We start from the raw sequence: 18,463 nt of genomic DNA, 5'->3' as shown, positions 1-18,463 counted from the left end.
CGAGGGCTCATCCTCGTTCTCACGCCTGGCGATACGACGAGTTGTCCTGAGCCGAGTTGCTCTGTGACCCACCGTCGGGGCGGAACGTGACCGACTCGCCGGAGAAGCGGGCGCTGAGTCCGCTCGCCGTGGGGGTGACCGAGCGCAGGTGCAGGCCCTCGGGGACGTTCCGTAGTGGGATCGGCTGCTCGAAGATCTTGTCGAGCAGCGCTTGGGTGGTGGCCGGTGCGCCGCCCGCGACCTCGAAGTCCTTGAAGGAGACGCGGTTGCCGGAGACCGCCGAGACGGTGGCCGTCACGGTGACGTCGCTGCCGAGGGGGAGCGGGACGCGCGCAGTGATCCGGCCCGGGCGGGTGCCCTGGGAGACCTCCAGCCCGAGAGTGTGGGACACGTCCGTGTACGACAGGTAGGCGGTCGCCTCCGCCGAGTGTGCCAGTGCCTCGGTGTCGTCGTCGGACTTCGACAGTCCGTCCAGTGCGAGGTCGAGTCGGGAGACCGGAAGTGGGCGGTCGGGTCCGTCGGCGGGTATGTCGTGCGCGGTGATGTCCACGTGCCGCAGGGTGCCGGAGGCCAGTTGGGCCAGCACCGGGAAGCCGCGGACGTGGACCTCGGGCCGTTCAGGCGTGTCCATGCCCTGCTGGAATGCCTTCGCCGTGCGCGACTCCACGTGGGCCGCCGCGACCCGGTCGACCACGAGGGGCACGAGGGTCAGCGCGACCAGGACGACGCCGACGACGACCGGCCGTCGGGCCCTGCGGGGCGCCGCGGGTGGCTCGAATGACGCGTACGGGACGTCGTCGTCCTCATATCCGTAGCGGGGCTGGCGCATGAGACTCCTTCAGAGGGGTGACTGTGCCCGGCGCCGTGCAGACGCTGGACCGTGGAAGCTGCGTCGTCCTGGTCGACGCCTGCGGCGATCAGCGCGGCGGTGGCGGCGCCGGTGCCGTCGTCGCCCCAGGTCCCGGAGTTGACGCTGTCCAGGAGTGCCAGCAGGTGTGCTTCGAGGGCTCTGCTGAGGGGGCCGGGCGGAACGCTGGTGTGGAAGACGCCCTGCCGCTGGCCGCGGGCGAGGATCTCGGCGACCGTGTCGCGGGCGGGGGAGAGGAGTTCGCTCACCCGATCGGCCCCCAGATCCCGGCAGGCGAGGGCGATGAGTGTGCGGTAGCGATCGCCGACCGGCCACAGGGTGAGGACAAAGCGCGCCAGGGCACTCGCCGGGTCGGGGGACGGCGTTTTCGCGACGGTGACCGCGAGGCGTATCGCTTCCCCCGCATCCGCGGCGAGTCCCTCGACGAGTGCGGTCCGGCCGGCGAAGCGGACGTAGACGGTGCGACGTGCCACGCCCGCGGCTTCGGCGATGTCGGCGAGGCTGCTGTCAGGGTTGCGGCCCAGCTCTTGCCCGGCCGCCTCCAGGATGCGTTCGCGGGTGGTGCGCGCCGTGCGGCGCTGTGGCGCGTGTGGGGGTGGTCCGTTGGTCACATCAGCACCTTTTGAAGGGGAACGGGTGGTGGGCCTCGGAGAATTTGCACATCGGTGAGCAATAAAATAGTCTACCCATCGATGTGCAATTAATCCGTCCCTGGGAGCCCCCATGCCCTTGATCGCCACCACACCCGTCGAGAAGATGACGGGGCCGTATCCCCGCCGCTGGTGGGCTCTGATCGTGCTGTGCCTGAGTCTGCTGATCGTGGTCATGGCGAACACATCGCTGATCGTGGCCGCGCCCGACATGACCACGGACCTGGGTCTGTCCAGCAGTGATCTGCAGTGGGTCATCGACGGCTACACCGTCCCGTACGCCGCGCTGATGCTGGTGCTGGGCTCGATCGGCGACAAGTACAGCCGCCGTGGCGCCCTGATCACCGGCCTGGTGATCTTCGCGGGCGGCTCGGTGATGGGCAGCCTGGTCGACCAGACCGTACTGGTCATCACGGCCCGCGCGATCATGGGTGTGGGTGCCGCCGTGGTCATGCCGGCCACACTGTCCCTGCTGGTCGCGACTTTCCCCAAGCGCGAGCGAACGCGGGCCATCACGGCCTGGACCGCCACGTCCGGTCTCGCCATCGCCGTCGGCCCGCTGGTCGCCGGATGGCTGCTGGAGGACCACGCGTGGGGCTCGACCTTCCTGATCAACGTCCCCATCGCCGTCGTCGCCGTCATCGGCGCGCTGGTCCTGATCCCGCCGTCCAAGGCTGAAGGCATGGGCCGGATCGACTACGTGGGCGGTCTGCTCTCCATCGTCTCGGTCGGCTGCCTGGTCTACGCGACCATCGAGGGCCCGCACTTCGGCTGGGGCGCCGGCCCGATCGCCGCCGCGGTGGTCGCCGGTGTCGGCCTGGTCGCCTTCGTCGCGTGGGAGCTACGCCACCCGCACCCCATGCTGGACGTGCGCAAGTTCCGGCTGCGCCCCTTCAGCGGTGCGATGCTCGCGGTGCTGTTCTTCTTCTTCGGCACCTTCGGCGCCATCTACTACTCCACCCAGTACCTGCAGTTCGTCCTCGGCTACGACGCGCTGGCAACCGGCGTACGGCTGCTGCCGCTGGCCGGCGCCGTCTTCCTCGGCGCCGCGGTGACCGGGCAGCTGACCCCGAAGCTGGGCATGAAGCCGATGGTTGTGGCCGGCATGCTGATAGGCACGGCGGGTGTCTTCCTGCTCACGCAGGTCGACAAGGGCTCCACGTACACCGACTTCCTGACACCGATGATGCTGCTCGGCTTCGCGATCGGCCTGAGCGTGTCCCCGGCGACCGACACCATCATGGGCTCTTTCCCCGAGTCCGAACTCGGCGTCGGCGGTGGCGCCAACGACACCTCCATGGAACTCGGCGGCTCCCTCGGCATCGCGATCCTCGGCTCACTGCTGGGCACGGCTTACCAGGACAAGCTGACCGACCTGGTCGGCGGACAGCTCCCGGCCGATGCGCTGGAGATCGCCAAGGAATCCGTGGGCGGCGGCCTCGCGGTCGCCGAACAGCTCGCGAAGACCTCCACCACCGGCGCCCAGCAGGCGCAGGCACTGGTGGACGCGGTGAACGAGTCCTTCGCGCACAGCGTCGCGCACACCAGCCTCATCGGCGGCATCATCATGGCCGCCGGCACCCTGATCGTTCTCGTCGTCCTGCCGGGACGCAAGCGCGCCGGAAAGTCTGCTCAGGAGGATGCGGCGGAGGCGGAGGCGGAGCGCGCGGGCGTCGCCTGAGGCTCCAGGCGGGGCGGTTCAGGAGGAGGCCGCCCGGCGGATCCGCCGTACTCCTCCATCCCAGGGCGGCCGTGCCTGAGCGGCGCACGGCCGGGGCGGTGCCGGGAGGGGCAGCCGGCACCGCCCTCCTTCTCGGCCGAGGTCGGGCAACGGGCGTCGACCTGGCGGGCGTCGACCGTCGGGACGCCCAGCATGCGCAGCGTCGTCTCGGCGAGGTTCGAGGGCTGTGAAGCGGCCCGAGTGGACTTGTCCGAGGCAGCGGGGCGCAGGACCTGATGAGTTCCGGGTGGGACTCGTCCATCCGCGTGCCGAGCCGGAAGCCCGCAGCGACGGGTTCCGTCGGGTCGTCGCACCCGGCCGGACCCGCTGTCAGGCGGTCAGAGTCGCCCCCCGCTCCTCGCAGCCATACAGATGGCCGCTTCATAGACCAACTGCGCGTGCAGCTCGAACATCGCGACGAGGTCGACGGCGTCGCCGACGACCTCCCGTTGGATGAACAGTCCGTCTGCGCCGGCGACGGCATAGGTGGTGAGCGTGCGTACGGCGTCCTCGTCCAGGTCTGGGGCCAGGATCTCGATCACCTCGGTGATCTTCCGGCCTGCGATGTCACGGACCTGGAGGAACACCGTCCGGCCCCGGGGCTCGGTGGGCCGTCGCTCCAGGGCGAGCATGAGACCCAGGCGCAGGAAGTCCGGGGCGTCGACGAGCGACTTCGCCACGTTCGCCGCCATGCTCGTGACCCGCTGCAGCGGCGTGCCCGTCTCTTCCCCCGGCAGTTCCACGGCCGCGAGCCATGTCTCGAAACTGCGCTCGATGACGGCGGCGATCAGATCGTCCTTGTCCTTGAAGTGCCAGTAGATCGAGCTCGCGGGCAGCCCGCACTTGGTACTCACCGCCGCGATCGACGTGCCCTCGTACCCCCGCTCACCGGCGATCTCCACCGCGGCGTCGAGGATCCGCTGCCGCGACTCCACCCCGTTCGCGCGCTTCTGGCGCGCCCCCTGCGGCCTGGTCATCGAATCCGCCCCTCCCTCAGTCCAGCTCTTGACCTCGTCGTGTACCCACTTTACCGTAGCGATTACTCTAATTGGAGTGAACGCTACAGCAAGAGCCGATGTAGTTCAGGATGACAGTGAGGTGGCCTGGTGAGCGGAACCCGTGCCAGGGACAGAGCCGAAGACGAGGCGTATGACGTGGCCGTGATCGGCTACGGACCCACAGGAGTGACCGCGGCGAACCTGCTTGGGGCGATGGGTCTCAGGGTCGTCGTACTCGAGCGCGACGCCGAGATCTTTTCCCGGGCCAGGGCGATCTCCACGGACGAGGAGGTCATGCGGATCTGGCAGCGCGCCGGTCTGGCCGAGCGGCTGAAGCAAGACATGCTGGCCGAGCGGCCGCTGGACTTCGTCGACGCCAAGGGCCGTGCCTTCATCAGCGCACACCCCAGCCCGCGCGGCCATGGCCATCCGCCGCAGATGTTCATCTACCAGCCGGCGCTGGAACAGGTGCTGCGAGAGGGCGTCGGCCGCTACCCGAACGTGGACGTCCTGCTGCGGCACGAGTGTCTACGGCTGCGGCAGGATGCGGAGGGCGTGGAGCTGACGGTGGTCGGGACCGCCGACGACTTCTTGCACCGGGTGCGAGCCTCCTACATCATCGCTGCCGACGGCGGCTCCAGCCTCACCCGCGCCCAGCTCAATATCGGCTACGAGGGCAAGACGTACGAGGACCGCTGGGTGGTCATCGACACCGAGATGCTCAAGCCCTGGCCGGACCACGACCGGCTGCGCTTTCGCTGCGACCCCACGCGGCCTGCCGTGGACTGCCCGACCCCGCTCGGCCATCACCGCTGGGAGTTCCCGATCCTGCCGGGCGACGACGAGCAGTACCTGACCACACACGACGCGATCCACTCGATGGTGTTGCGGTACGGCATCAGCCGGGACAGCATCAAAATCCTGCGGGCCACCGTCTACAGCCACCACGTTCGCTTCGCCGCCCGCTTCCGTATGGGCAGGGTCTTCCTGGCCGGCGACGCCGCCCATGCGATGCCGCCGTGGATCGGCCAGGGCATGGCCGCCGGAGTGCGCGACGCGGCCAACCTGTGCTGGAAGCTGGCCGCCGTCCTGCGCGGCGAGCTGCCCGAGTCGGTGCTGGACAGCTACGAGGCCGAACGCAAGCCGCACGTCAAGGAGATCACCAAGCGGGCGGTGTTCGTCGGGCGGATCATCACCGAACGGCGCCTGCCGGTAACCCGCATCCGGAACACCGCACTGCGCGGCCTCAATCGCATACCGGGCTTCAGCAACTGGCTCCAGGACTCCAACTGGATCCCCGTCGCCCACTACGCCGACGGCTTCCAGGCCCGCCCGCGCACCAAGGCGTCCGGCCACCAGATCCCGCAGCCCTGGGTGACCGGCCCCGACGGTGAACGCGTACGGCTGGACGACGTACTCGGCGGCCGCTGGCTGCTCCTGCACGGCGGCCCGTCCGTGCCCCAGCCCTCGTGGGACCGCGCCGGCGTTCCCTCGCTGACCGTCACGCCCGTCGGTTCCGAGCCGGCCGAGGGCACGGTCGTCGACAGCGAGGGCGTGCTGCTGCCCTGGCTGGCCGAGCACCGCGTGGCCACCCTCGCTCTGCGCCCGGACGCCTATGTCTACGCCGCCGCACGCACCGGCGCCCCACTCCCGCCGCCTCCCACCGGTTTCGCTACGGCATCGCGCCCGACCGCCTCGATCGCCCTGTAAGGACTGCCATGACCACGCACACCGAACTGCCGTCGATGCAGGAGTCCCTGCTCGACGTCGCCGACAAGAAGATCTTCGTCGCCGAGACGGGAGAGGGCCCGCCCGTCCTGTTGCTGCACGGCGGCGGACCCGGCGCCTCCGGTGTCTCCAACTATGCTCGGAACATCGCGGAGTTGGCCAAGGAGTACCGGGTCATCGTCCCGGACCTGCCCGGCTACGGACGAAGCACCAAGGGCGTCGACGGCGCCGACCCCTTCGGGTACCTCGCCGACACGATCCGCGCTCTGCTCGACCGACTCGGCCTGGACAAGGCCCACCTGGTCGGCAACTCCTACGGCGGCGCCTGCGCCCTGCGCCTCGCCCTGGACACCCCCGACCGCGTCGACCGCATGGTCCTCATGGGCCCCGGCGGCATCGGCACCACGCGTGCGCTGCCCACCCCGGGCCTGAACAGCCTGCTCAACTACTACTCCGGGGACGGGCCCTCGCGGCTGAAGCTGGAGAAGTTCATCCGCAACTACCTCGTCTTCAACGCCGCCGACGTGCCGGACAGTGTGATCGACGCGCGGTACCAGGACAGCATCGACCCGGACGTCGTCGCGGCGCCGCCGCTGCGCCGCCCGTCCGGCCCGAACGCGCTGCGCACCCTGTGGAAGATGGACTTCACCCGCGACAAGCGACTGGCCCGGCTGCCCGTGCCCACCCTGGTGCTGTGGGGCGCGGCGGACAAGGTCAACCGCCCCTCCGGCGGTCCCATGCTGGCCGGGAGGATGCCCAACTGCGACCTGTACGAGGTCGCCAACACCGGGCACTGGGTCCAGTTCGAACGCGCCGAGCTGTTCAACCGGCTGTGCGCCGACTTCCTGGCAGGCCGCCGATGAACACCACCGCTTCGGTCTTCGGCGCCGTCCACCTCGGCTACGTCGTCATCGAGACCAACCGCTTCGCCGACTGGCGCCGCTTCGGCACTGAGGCCATCGGCATGCACCGCGACGACCTCGACGCCGGCCTGATGCGGTTCCGCCTCGACGACCAGGAGTGCCGCTTCCTGCTCCGGCGAGGGCTCGCCGAGGACGTCGTCGCCACCGGCTGGCACCTCGACGACCACGCCACGTTCGAGCAGATCGAGGCCCGTATCCGTGCCCACGGCGTCCCCGTCGTCGAAGGCACCAAGGAGGAGGCGGAGTTGCGGGGCGTCGAGCGTCTGCTCCGCTTCCCCGGCCCCAGGGGCATCACCCAGGAGATCTACACCACCCCGGTGAAGTCCGCCGAGCCGCTGCGGATGCTCGCCTCCGGGTTCGTCACCGGCGACTCGGGCATGGGCCACGTCGCCATCACGTCCACCAAGCCGGCCCAGTTGCGGGGCTACTTCAACACGGTCTTCGACGCCCGCCTCACCGACTACATCGACGAGACGATCAGCGGCGTCAAGCTCAAGATCCGCTTCCTGCGGGTCAACGAACGCCACCACTCCATCGCCATCGCCGCCGTCCGCGGCCTGCCCATCGACCCGATCCGCACCCGGGTGCAGCACCTCAACATCGAGGTGACCAGCCTCGACGACGTGGCCCGCAGCTACCAGCGGGTGTGTGAACTCGGCTTCGACATGGCGCTGTCCGTCGGCCAGCACACCAACGACAGGGAACTCTCCTACTACGCCCGCACCCCCTCGGGCTTCGAGTGGGAGGTCGGCTGGAACCCGATCGTCGTCGACGAGTCCACCTGGGAACCCAGCACCCACCAGGGCATCAGCATCTGGGGCCACACCCCGGTCGGCCAGACCATCGTCGACAAACTCGACCAGTTCCGGCTCGGAGCCCGCTCCCTCGCCCACCCGGAGAACGCCGTCCCGGCCCTCAGCGGCGCCGGTATCCCCGACGAGTGACAGCGCCCCTGTCGGGACCGGCGTCGACGCCGGTCCCGATCGGCGGGTGCGGGGCACATTTCCTTGCCCGGCGTGCCGCGCTGCCGGCCAAGGGCAATCGGCTGCGGCACCGTCCGCCATCCAGAGCCTCGAACCCATCCGCGGCTTCGTCGACCAGCTCCGCACGGTCCGTCTCGCATCGGGGCCGAAGCTGTCATTTTGTTAGCAATTTCGTCAGCGATCGCGCGGCGAACGCATGCCTCATCTGCGTAAACAGAGTTTTCGCCTACCGTCAGGCAACGTGATCGGCCCCGATCACACTTGACGCTTCCATCAGTTTTCTCCATGATCACCGCCTGGAGCGTCGTCCCCTCCCGCTCCCCGCTCCCCGCTCTCCCCTCCTCTCCCTTCCCCTCCATTGGAGAACTGCCGTGTCCGAATACCGTCTCGCGGCCGGTGTTGCCGCCGTGCTTCTGTTCGCGACTGCCTGTGGGTCGGGTGACTCCGAGTCGTCGTCGACGTCCACGGACGCCTCGGCCTCGGCCTCCGCCACCACGTCGTCCGGCTCCGGCTCCGGCGGCGGCAAGGCGGCCGCCCAGGTCCTGACCGCGACCAAGGCGTTCCTGGCGACCCTGGACGACTCGCAGAAGTCGTCCGTGCAGGCCGAGCGCACCCAGGCCAACCTGTCGCAGTGGTCCAACCTGCCCGACCAGCTCTTCGAGCGGGCGGGCCTCAGGATGGACTCCCTCGACGACGAGCAGCAGGCCGCTGTGCTCGCCATCCTCAAGGCGGCGCTCAGCGAGGACGGCTACGAGCAGGTCACCGGGATCACGTACGGCGACGGCGTCCTGAAGGACGCGGGCGGCATCGACCTCGACTTCGGCGCGGACCACTACTGGATCCGCGTCCTGGGCACCCCGTCCGAGACCGGACAGTGGACACTCCAGTACGGCGGCCACCACCTCGGCACCAACATCACCCTCACCGGCGACACCATGACGCTCGGCCCGACCCTGTGGGCCGCCCAGCCCGCGTACTACGACAAGGACGGCAACGAGGTCGAGCCGCTGAAGGGCGAGACCGAGAAGGCATTCAAGGTCGTGCAGTCGCTGGACGACGAGCAGTTCGAGACGGCCGAGCTGGACACCGCGGTCACCGAGATCGTGCTGGGCGCCGGGCAGGACGGGAAGACGCTGGAGAGCGAGGGCGTCAAGGCGTCCGACCTCACCGCGAAGCAGCAGAAGCTGCTGCTCAGCCTGATCGACGAGTGGATCACCCCGCTCAACGACGAGCAGGCGAAGGCCAAGCTGGCGGACGCCAAGAAGAACCTCAAGAGCACCTACTTCGCCTGGTACGGCTCGACAGAGAGCGACCAGCCGATCTACTACCGGGTGCAGAGCCCGTCGTACACCATCGAGTTCGCCCACCAGCAGGGCCAGGGCGCCAACGCCGGCGGGGTCACCCACATCCACGCCATCTACCGCGAGAACGGCAACGACTACGGCGCCGAGGACTGACGTCCGTGATCTCCCCCCGCACCCGTCGCCTGGCCCGGTGGACGGCGGCCCTCTCGCTGGCCGTCGCCGGGTCGGGCATGGCCGCCGTACCCGCCGAGGCGCACCCGACCGACGAGGTGGCGCAGCAGGCATACCTGACGCCCACCACCACCCGCCTCGACGTCGAACTCGCCATCACACCTGGCGTGCTGGTGGCACCCGCCTTCGCCGAATCCCTCGACACCGATGGTGACGGGGAGTTGGACGCCCGCGAGCGGGCCGTCCACCTGCACCGTGTCACCTCTGCCCTCGCGCTGCGCGTGGACGGCCGGGAGGTGAAGCTGACCGTGACGGGCAGTGAGTACGCCGAGTACGCGCTGCTCGCCGCAGCCGGCGGCGCCGTACGCGTCGGCCTGACGGCCGAACTGCCGTCGCCCGGCAGCCTCGGCCAGGTCGTCTTCACCAACGCGTACGACCCCGGCGTCCGTACGACGGTCCAGGCGGACGTGCTGGTCGCGGCAACGGACGCGGTGCGCCCCAGCGGGTTCGAGAGAGGAGACGAGGGGCGGGCCATGACGCTCATGTTCGGGGAGGGAGAGGTAGACACCGTTCCGAGCTCCGCCGACGCGGGGGAAGGCGAGGGGACGATGCTCAGTGCCCTGCGCGCCCCGCTGACCTCCCCCTGGGCACTGCTCCTGCTGATCGGCACCTGCGCCCTGCTCGGCGCCTTCCACGCCCTGACACCCGGACACGGCAAGGCACTCCTCGCCTCCTACCTGGTCGGCGCCAACAGCACCCCCCGGCAGGCGGTCGGCCTCGGCGCGGTCATCACCGTCACCCACACCGCCTCCGTGATCGCCCTCGGCACGCTGGTGCTGTTCGCGGGCCGGTTCGTCGTACCCGAAGTCCTGGTGCCGGTACTGGAGATAACCGCTGGGGCGGTCGTACTGGTCCTCGGCGCGCGACTGCTGCTGCGCCGCTGGCAGCAGCGCGTCGGGCACGCTCACAGCCACAGCCACAGCCACAGCCATGGCCATAGCCACAGTCACGGAGAGGGTCACCACCATCACGCGCCTTTGACCGTCCCCACCACCTTCCGTGGTCTCGCCGCCATGGGCGTCTCCAGCGGGATCATCCCCTGTCCCGAGGCTCTGGGCGTGCTCCTGCTCGCCATCGGGCTCAACCGCACGGCGCTGGGCCTGGCCATGATCGTCGCGTTCAGTGTCGGGCTGGCCGGGGTGCTGGTCGGACTCGGACTGATCCTGGTCAGCGCCCGTACGAGGCTGGAAGGGTTCCAGCGCCCGGACAGGTGGAGCCCGCTGATCCGGTGGCTGCCGATGGTCTCCGCGGCTGTCGTGACCATCCTCGGCCTGACCATCACGATCAGAGGAGTGAGCGGGCTGCTCGGCCAGTAATCTAGTTGGGTTTGTCTATTTGTCATGCTAGGTGGTGGTTCATGATGGGCCGCGGCAGCCGGACTGCTGGGAATAGGCAAGATCCAGGAGCTGTCGCACTTCGGCCACGGCGAAGGGAACGAGACTGCTCGGACCGTGTCTTCGGCGTCCTTTTCGAGGGCGTGAGCGGCCATCGCGGCCAGGAAGGTGTGCGCGAGCATGGGCGGAGTGATGCGGCGGTACCAGCCCACGTAGCGGCGGACTTCGTACTGGTGCAGGCCGCGCTCGTTCTTCGTGGCCGGGAAGAACTCCTCAACGGCCCATCGGGAGCCGGCCACGCGGACCAGTTCGGAGACGTCTGCCTCCGCGAGGGCGAAGGTGAGGCAGTAGGCGACCTCCTCAAGGCGGGACGGGCTGTGACGGGCCGGCCTTCGCGCCGTCTCCGCACGGAATCCGCTCTCAGGTGGCGTCCGGGGCGTCGGTCAGAACTCTCCGTGCGAACCGTGGCCTTCCGGACCCCGGTCGCAGCGGCGACGAGCCTGATCCCGCCCTGCCAGCGGCCGAACCTCCGCCTCTGTGGTCAGCCGACGTTTGCGCTACTCCAGGTGTGGCACCAACGCCTGAAACCTCGTAGCCACGACCCCCTAGGTAGCCTTCGGGCTCCCAATACCACAGCAGCGATCCCCGGAGTCGGAAGCCGGGACGTGTATCGCGGGAAGTCCTCAGCCTCGCCCAACTCGCCCTGCCAAATGGGGGGGCTGACCGGCCCAGGCGTATTGATCACGAGCGTCGTTGACACTGGCTGGGCTTGATCATGACGAATGCCTCCGGTGCGCTTCGCGCCCACCCGGCGGCAAGCCATGCCGCATGACAGTGGGAGTCCTTGCACGGGTGCCGGGCCGGTCGTGACGAGGCAGGTCGGGACGTCTTTCGTCTCTGCTGTGGGCGTCGAGCATCCAGCATGTTGCCGCAGCGGACTGTGAGCACCGTCATTTAGATAATTGCTCGCATATGTGCAATTATGGCCTGGCTGCTCCAGTTGAAAGGGATAGTGCGGTGCCGATATTCGTCACGCGCACACGCGGAAAGCAATTCACGCAGGTATGCCGTCGTTGTTGCGCTGAGAGCCTCGGTCGCCGGGGGCGGTCCCTGTCCCCTGCCGGGCGGATGACGCTATTGCACAGGTCGAGGGGCAGATGCCTCGGCTGTGGCCGAGGCCGCGGGCGCAACGGTGTGCTGCGGCCGCACCGCGCCGATGGTGCTTCGGTACGTCGCCCACACGATTGCCGGTGAGAGTGAACATGGTTGTCCCGACCAGTGTGGTATCCGAAGTGGGGAACCTGCCCGCGGCCTTGACCCCTTTCGTGGGGCGGAAGCGGGAGGTCGCCGAGGTCCGGCGTGTGCTGGCCACGGCGCGGCTGCTGACCCTGACCGGGGTAGGCGGGATGGGCAAGACCCGGCTGGGCCTGGAGGTGGCCGCGGAGTCCCGCAAGGAGTTCGCGGACGGTGCGTGGGTAGTGGACCTGGCCCCGGTGCGGGTGCCGTCGGCGGTGGCAGACACGCTGGCGGCCGCGCTGGGCGTGCCGGACATGGGCACCCGGCCCGTCCTGGAGCAGCTCACGGGATATCTGGCCGGGCGGCACGTACTGATCGTGCTGGACAACTGCGAACATCTCGTCGACGCCTGCGCCGAGTTGGCGAAGACGCTTCTGCCGGCCGCCGCCGGGCTGCGCATGGTGGCGACCAGTCGGCAGACACTGGGCATCACGGGCGAGCATGTCTTCACCGTGCCCCCGCTGCCCCCGGACGAGGCAGTCGAACTGCTGCGGACCAGAACCTCCGCCGTCCGGCCGGATTTCCAGGTCACCGACGCGAACCGGGCACAGGTCCTCCGGCTGTGCGCCGACCTGGACGGGCTGCCGCTGGCGATCGAGCTGGCCGCGGCCCGGCTGCGCACCCTCACCGTCGACCAGGCCGCGGATCGGCTGGCGGATCGGTTCGCGCTGCTCACCGGTGGCTGCCGGACCGCGCCGCCACGGCAGCGCACGCTGCGTGCGCTGGTCGACTGGAGCTGGGAGCTGTGTTCTCCCGTCGAGCGGCTGCTGTGGAACCGACTGTCGGTCTTCGCCGGGACCTTCGGCCTGGACGCGGCCGAGGAAGTCTGCGCGGGCGAGGGCATCGAAGCATACGAAGTGCTGGACCTCCTGGACCGACTCGTCGCCCAGTCCGTGGTGCTGACCTGCGAGGCCGAGGGCCTGCCGCGCTACCGGCTGCTGGAGACCATCCGGCAGTACGGACGGGAACGGCTCGCCGAGTCGGGAGAGGAGGACAGGTTGCTGCGGCGGCACCGCGACTTCCTCCTCGCCCTCGCCCAGCGCGTCGACAAGGGCTGGTACGGCCCCGGTCAGGTGGAGAACCTGACCCGGCTGCGCGCCGAGCACGGCAACCTGCTGGCGGCCCTGGACTGCGATGCCGACCCCCAGGCAAGGCTCACGCTGGCCGCCGCGCTGGCCTTCCACTGGTGCGTCGGCGGCTTCCTCGGCGAGGGACGCCGTCAGCTCGACCGGGCTCTGGCGGTGGCGTCCGAGCCCACACCGGCACGGGCCCGGGCGCTGGTGAGCGCTGTCTGGGTGGCGCTGTGTCAGGGTGATCTGGCGGTGGCCGACCGGTGGTTGGATGAGGCCGACGCGATCGGCGAGGAGCTGGGCGACCCGGCCCTGCTGGCCGACGTGCGGGGCTTTCGCGGAGTGTCGGCGCACTTCCGGGGGCGGCTGGGGGAAGCCATGACCCGGTACGAGGACGCGCTGGCCACCCTGACGGCGCTGGGCGACGAACGCGGGGCGGCCGGCTGGCTGCTCGCGCTGGCCTGCCTCCAGGCTTATGTAGGGGACCCGCGTGCGGCGCAGACGGGCGGGCACCTGATCAACGCCGCCGAGGCGACTGGAGAGAGATGGGGACGCGCGCAGGTGCTGCTGGCCCTCGGCTTCGACGCCTGGCAGCGGGGTGACCAGGAGGGGACCGGGGCACACGCCCGAGCCGCGCTCGAGAGCATGAGGGGCTTCAACGACCATTCAGCGGTCGCGAGGATGCTGGAAGTGCTCGCCTGGGCCACCGCCTCCGTGGGCGATCGCAAGCAGGCCGCTCGGCTCCTGGGCGCCGCGGACCACCTGTGGAGGGACGCCGGCACCGCCATCACCGCGTTCGACCCGCGGATGGCCGAGCACCACGCGCGCTGCGAGGCAGAGGTCATCGACGCCCTGGGCCCGGCCTCGTACCAGACGGTGTTCGAGGAAGGCAGTCCGCACGGTAGCCCCGACCGGGCCATCGCCTTCGCTGTGGAGCCCCGCACCCACACTCTCGCCGGCCCCGACTCCGACACGGCCGCCCCGGAACCGGCCACCGCCCCGAGCCTCCTGACCCGCAGAGAGCGGGAGGTGGCCGCGCTCGTGGCCCAGGGCATGAGCAACCGGCAGATTGGCTCCGCACTCGGACGTTCCCCGCGCACGGTCGACGGCCACGTCAAGAACATCCTTGCCAAGCTCGGCTTCGGCTCCCGCGCCCGGATCGCGTCCTGGTGGACAGCCAACCAGGCGCCCACCCTGTAGGACAACCCCGCAAAACTACGCGGACCCGGGGCGCGGCCCGCAGCGCAGAAATGCGTATGGCCTGCGGGCAGACCCCGCGTTGATCCTTGCTCGCATGACACACACCGAAGCGGACGTTCCAGTACCGCGGGCATCGGACCTACGACCCGAACCGGACCGGCTGAAGACACCCGGCGATGTCGGAGACAGGATATGGCGCCGCGACGCGGCCTGACCCTCCCGCCATCTTTCGAGGCACGACTGCCGTGGCCACCCTCGGCACAGACCGGTTCCAGGGGCAGTTCAGACCTCCGCGACAGCAGCTGACAGCCGGACACGACAGTCGGGAGAGCCCGCTAACAGCGCGCGTTGCTCGAACCCGGAGCATTCGGCTTCCGCGGATGCAAAGCATCTCGTTCCCAGCCGCAGGGATCCAGGCATTCGATCGTGCCTTCACCGCCGTGAACTGCAGCAACGCAACGACGGAATGCGGCTGGAGCAGTACATGCCCGATGCGGTGGATCACCGCCTGTGCACCGTCGAGATCGCAAACCGCTGCACATGGCCATCCCGCCAATGGGCCACCAACAACGAAACGGAGCTCAAGTGACGAGCGCAGAGCAGGGCCGACCTTCACGTAGATCATTCCTCGCCGCCGCGACGGCCGTCAGTGCGATGGCCGTCGGCGGCCTGGGCCTGGTGGTTGCCGCCGCCCCCAGCGCCAGCGCCACGCCCACCGCGAACCTCACCTGGACCATCTCCAGTGAGCCCGAGGTGGCCAAGATGGACTATGCCCGACTGCTCAACGGCATCAGGAGGCTGGTGAGTGATGACAACCCGCAGCGCACAACTACGGGCCGCCCCGTTTTGGTCACCGACGAGGACGGGGACAATGAGTTCATCGCCGTCGATCTGGAGGCAGAGGACAGGCCCGAACTCATCCGGCTGTTCATACGCCGGTCCGACGCCTACATCATGGGATGGCGGTCGGCCACCCGGGACGGTGATGTCGCGTACCTGAGCACCTTCTTCACGTTGGATCCCCACGTGCAGCTTCCGGGTTCGATCCGCCCAGGCAACGGTGTGACGAACGCGAACACGAACACGCGGTTCGAGAATCTGGCGAACTACAGCGACCTGCAGCAACAGGGTGCCACCCGCGACGGCATGCAGATCAGCCCCTCCAGCCTCCACAACGCGGTGCTGACCCTCCAGGGCGGTGCCCAGGCCACGACCAGGAACGCGGCGGCGGCGATCCTTCAGATCATCGTGGGAATCGCCGAAGCTTCCCGGTTCCGGCATCAAGCGGCTGAAACCGCGACCGCCTTCGGAAACGGTCTGCCGTTCACCGTCACCGCGAGACACATAGAGCATCACAACAACTGGTCCTTGTGGAGCGGTGTACTCCTGGGCGCGATGGTCGCGGGTGCCGTCGCCCTCACGCCTGAAATCGAAGCAATCGGCGCCACCTACCAAACCGTGGTGGCCCTCGCGGCCGTGATCATGCTGGCCCACCACGGGGGCAAGCACACCAAGAGGGGCGGCAAGAAGATCGAAGGGGCGTGGCTGCTCGTCGCGCCCGACGGCACCGGCGACTACTGGACCGTGCAGGACGCGATCGACTACGTCCCCTATTTCGACCAGCCATACACCATCTTCATCGACGAGGGCACCTACCACGAATTCATCAACATCCCGGCGGGCAAGCCCTGGATGATGCTCGAGGGCGTCAGCGCCAACGCCGCCGATGTCGTCATCACGGGCGACAGGGCCCACGGAATGCTCAAGCCCGACGGCACACAGTGGGGCACCCAGGGCAGCGCCGTGGCGACTTTCAAGTCGATCGACCTGCGAGTCTCGAATCTCACGATCGCCAACTCGTTCGACCCTGCCGCCCACCCGGAGATCAACCCATACGAGACCCAGGCCGTGGCGTTGGCCGCCATGGGCGATCGGCAGGTGTACAACAACGTCCGGATCATCGGCCGCCAGGACACGGTGCTCGTCAAGTCGCCGGTTGTCACCGACCAGACCCGGCAGTACTTCGTCAACAGCTACATCGAGGGCTCGATCGACTTCATCTTCGGCAACGCCACGGCAGTGTTCGACCGATGCAGGATCGCCATGCGCAACTGGGTCGGCGGCACGGTGCTGGCGCCGAACACTGACTGGCGGCAGAAGTACGGGATCCTGATCACCGGCAGCGAGATCTTCACCAACGGCGTGCCGGACAACACGATGTACCTTGGTCGGCCGTGGCACAACGTGCAGGAAGCCTGGCCCCAGGCTGTGATCCGCGGCACCAAGATCCACTCAGGCATCAGGAGCGATCACCCCTGGACCGACATGGTGCCCGAATACCCCTGGAGCTGGGCCCGGTTCAAGGAGTACAGCAACTCCTCCGTCTACTGTGTGGATCAGGTGTGCAGCACCAGCTCCGCCCCCGGGGGTTCCAACCGCCCCATGTTGACCGACTCTGAGGCGGCCGACTACACCGCACAGAAGTACTTGGCTGGCAGCGACGGCTGGAACCCGGTCCTCTGACCGTAGCCCTCGCGGCACGGTGAACCGAAGGCGGGGCAGGGACAACACGACCTGTCCCTGCCCCAGCACCGGGTTCCAAGGTGTGCCGACAGGCTGCCCATGGCTAGTCGTGCGGCATGACGACGTCTCTGATCACGGGATCGACCGCAGGTATCGGTGCCGTTTTCGCTCGGCGGCTGTCCGCTGACGGCTACGACCTCGTCCTGGTGGCACGGGACACGAAGCGGTTGCGTGAGCAGGTGACCGAGCTACACGACCGGCGCGGCATCAAGACGGAGGTGCTGACGGCCGACCTGGCGACTGATGACGGCATCGAGGCCATCGAGCGGCGCCTGGCCGACCGCGTGAACCCGGTCGACCCGCTGGTCGACAACGCCGGCCTCGCCAACAAGGGCCCCCTACCTCGACGTACCAGTGGCCGACGGACTGAAGATGCTCAAGGCTCACTGCGAGGTGGTGCTCCGGCTGACCTCGGCGCCGATCGAGGCGATGCGGGAACGAGGCCGGGGCCGGGTCGTCCCCCACGCTCGGCGTCTGCCACGACAAGCCCACCTTCCACCGCTACCACGGAAGCGTCGTGATCGGAACCGACAGCCGCGCCGCCATGGACGACCTGCTCAAGTCGGAGCAGGTCGCCGGGACCGTGGCCGAGCAGCAGACGGTCCTGACGGCCGTCCACGTCTGCACTGTGGAACGGAGTGTGCCGGTCATCCGCGGGTGAGGTCCTCCCGCTTCAGCACGGGGTTCTGCTTGACCAGAGCGCGCAGCAGTATGCGTCGGGGCGTCAGACGCATCAGCCGGCTGACGATCCGCATGGGCAGGCCGGCGACGACCACGCCGCGGTCGGCGTCGAGCGTGTCGATGCCGATCCTCGCGACCTCGCGGGACGGCACGTACAGGAACTTCGGTGTCGAGGTGGCGTGGGCGTCGCCGTCCAGGCCCGCCGCAGCGATGAACCCGGTACGGACCGGCCCCGGGCACAGCACCGCGACGGTGACGCCGGTGCCCGCCAGCTCCGCGCGTACCCTCTCGCTGTTGATCTGCACGAACGCCTTCGTCCCGGCGTATCCGGTCTGGCCTGTCTGAGGGAGGAAGCCGCTGACGGAGCCGACGTTGAGGATCGCGCCGCGCCCCCGCGGCACCATCTGCTGCACCGCCCGGGTGGTCAGGTCGATGACCGCCTCAACGTTGACCCGGACCTGCGCGATCTCGGCCTCGACCGGCGAGTGGGCCACCGCGTCGACGGTGCCGATGCCGGCGTTGTTGACCAGGACGTCCACCGTCAACCCACGCTCGGCGACCGTGTCGAACAGCCGCGCCTGCTGCCCGGCATCGGCCACGTCACAGGCGATGACCTCCGCCCGGACGGCACCGGACAGTTCCTCGGCGCGGTCGCGCAGCCGGTCCTCGCGCCGGGCGACCAGGGTGACGCCGTGCCCGCGCCGGGCCAACTCGCGTGCGATGTCGGCGCCGATGCCCGACGAGGCGCCGGTCACGACTGCGGGAGGCTCATGCGTCGCCCTTTCGGTGCTGAAGACGGCGACCGGTGCGGTCGACATAGTGTTGATGAGGTCTACGTTGTGTCGAGTGAACGTGCTCGTGTCGACGGGTTCGGCGCCGGGAGCAAGTCCCGGC

The 18,463-nt window shown here is 69.0% G+C and carries 13 protein-coding genes and 1 pseudogene; 10 read left to right on the top strand and 4 right to left on the bottom strand.

Translation table 11 applies throughout. The features are described from left to right. Window positions 1-19 precede the first annotated feature (19 nt). Together ACWCRB_RS16640 and ACWCRB_RS16635 are read right to left on the bottom strand one after the other, a co-directional pair. Window positions 20-694, bottom strand: coding sequence for an LmeA family phospholipid-binding protein (locus ACWCRB_RS16640; protein ID WP_450996783.1), 675 nt, complete (start codon window positions 692-694; stop codon window positions 20-22). A 14-nt stretch (window positions 695-708) separates the two neighbouring features. Beyond that, window positions 709-1,479, bottom strand: a complete 771-nt coding sequence (locus tag ACWCRB_RS16635) for a TetR/AcrR family transcriptional regulator (protein WP_450996739.1) — start codon at window positions 1,477-1,479, stop codon at window positions 709-711. A gap of 112 nt (window positions 1,480-1,591) precedes the next feature. Between ACWCRB_RS16635 and ACWCRB_RS16630 the strand changes: the two genes are divergently transcribed. After that, the gene (locus ACWCRB_RS16630; RefSeq protein WP_450996738.1) at window positions 1,592-3,199 is read left to right on the top strand and encodes an MFS transporter; all 1,608 of its coding nucleotides are present in this window, start codon (window positions 1,592-1,594) and stop codon (window positions 3,197-3,199) included. A 377-nt stretch (window positions 3,200-3,576) separates the two neighbouring features. Here the strand turns inward: ACWCRB_RS16630 and ACWCRB_RS16625 are convergent, their stop codons facing one another. Next, window positions 3,577-4,215, bottom strand: a complete 639-nt coding sequence (locus ACWCRB_RS16625; protein ID WP_405534738.1) for a TetR family transcriptional regulator — start codon at window positions 4,213-4,215, stop codon at window positions 3,577-3,579. Window positions 4,216-4,344: 129 nt separating this feature from the next. Between ACWCRB_RS16625 and ACWCRB_RS16620 the strand changes: the two genes are divergently transcribed. From ACWCRB_RS16620 to ACWCRB_RS16580, 9 genes and pseudogenes are all read left to right on the top strand, one after another. Further along, the gene (locus ACWCRB_RS16620; RefSeq protein ID WP_450996737.1) at window positions 4,345-5,946 is read left to right on the top strand and encodes a bifunctional 3-(3-hydroxy-phenyl)propionate/3-hydroxycinnamic acid hydroxylase; all 1,602 of its coding nucleotides are present in this window, start codon (window positions 4,345-4,347) and stop codon (window positions 5,944-5,946) included. Between the two features lie 8 nt (window positions 5,947-5,954). Further along, the gene (locus ACWCRB_RS16615) at window positions 5,955-6,827 is read left to right on the top strand and encodes an alpha/beta fold hydrolase (protein ID WP_450996736.1); all 873 of its coding nucleotides are present in this window, start codon (window positions 5,955-5,957) and stop codon (window positions 6,825-6,827) included. Then, on the top strand, window positions 6,824-7,831 hold the full coding sequence (locus ACWCRB_RS16610; protein WP_450996735.1) for a VOC family protein: 1,008 nt from the start codon (window positions 6,824-6,826) through the stop codon (window positions 7,829-7,831). The genes ACWCRB_RS16615 and ACWCRB_RS16610 overlap by 4 nt, the downstream gene beginning before the upstream one ends. 410 nt (window positions 7,832-8,241) lie before the next feature. After that, window positions 8,242-9,327, top strand: coding sequence for a DUF3500 domain-containing protein (locus ACWCRB_RS16605; protein WP_450996734.1), 1,086 nt, complete (start codon window positions 8,242-8,244; stop codon window positions 9,325-9,327). Between the two features lie 5 nt (window positions 9,328-9,332). After that, window positions 9,333-10,721, top strand: coding sequence for a nickel/cobalt transporter (locus ACWCRB_RS16600; RefSeq protein WP_450996733.1), 1,389 nt, complete (start codon window positions 9,333-9,335; stop codon window positions 10,719-10,721). Between the two features lie 1,331 nt (window positions 10,722-12,052). Further along, window positions 12,053-14,305 carry a LuxR C-terminal-related transcriptional regulator gene (locus tag ACWCRB_RS16595; protein ID WP_450996732.1) on the top strand — a complete coding sequence of 751 codons (2,253 nt, stop codon included), beginning with the start codon at window positions 12,053-12,055 and terminating at the stop codon, window positions 14,303-14,305. A gap of 585 nt (window positions 14,306-14,890) precedes the next feature. After that, window positions 14,891-16,828, top strand: coding sequence for a pectinesterase family protein (locus tag ACWCRB_RS16590; protein ID WP_450996731.1), 1,938 nt, complete (start codon window positions 14,891-14,893; stop codon window positions 16,826-16,828). 116 nt (window positions 16,829-16,944) lie between these two features. Beyond that, a pseudogene (locus ACWCRB_RS16585) lies at window positions 16,945-17,347 on the top strand (SDR family NAD(P)-dependent oxidoreductase); the annotation flags it as partial. 58 nt (window positions 17,348-17,405) lie between these two features. Next, window positions 17,406-17,549 carry a hypothetical protein gene (locus ACWCRB_RS16580; protein WP_450996730.1) on the top strand — a complete coding sequence of 48 codons (144 nt, stop codon included), beginning with the start codon at window positions 17,406-17,408 and terminating at the stop codon, window positions 17,547-17,549. Here the strand turns inward: ACWCRB_RS16580 and ACWCRB_RS16575 are convergent. Continuing rightward, the coding region (locus tag ACWCRB_RS16575; RefSeq protein WP_450996729.1) for an SDR family NAD(P)-dependent oxidoreductase at window positions 17,536-18,463 on the bottom strand (928 nt) is incomplete at its 5' end. The genes ACWCRB_RS16580 and ACWCRB_RS16575 overlap by 14 nt on opposite strands.

This window comes from Streptomyces sp. NPDC002156 (assembly GCF_053593675.1).
The sequence above is the reverse complement of the archived record's forward strand: the minus strand, read 5'-3'. Positions and strand labels throughout refer to the sequence as shown.

Bases quoted from the DNA above. Each gene is read 5' to 3' on its own strand.
- ACWCRB_RS16610 (WP_450996735.1), top strand. From the start codon at position 6,824: ATGAACACCACCGCTTCGGTCTTCGGCGCCGTCCACCTCGGCTACGTC.
- ACWCRB_RS16630 (WP_450996738.1), top strand. From the start codon at position 1,592: ATGCCCTTGATCGCCACCACACCCGTCGAGAAGATGACGGGGCCGTAT.
- ACWCRB_RS16625 (WP_405534738.1), bottom strand. From the start codon at position 4,215: ATGACCAGGCCGCAGGGGGCGCGCCAGAAGCGCGCGAACGGGGTGGAG.
- ACWCRB_RS16615 (WP_450996736.1), top strand. From the start codon at position 5,955: ATGACCACGCACACCGAACTGCCGTCGATGCAGGAGTCCCTGCTCGAC.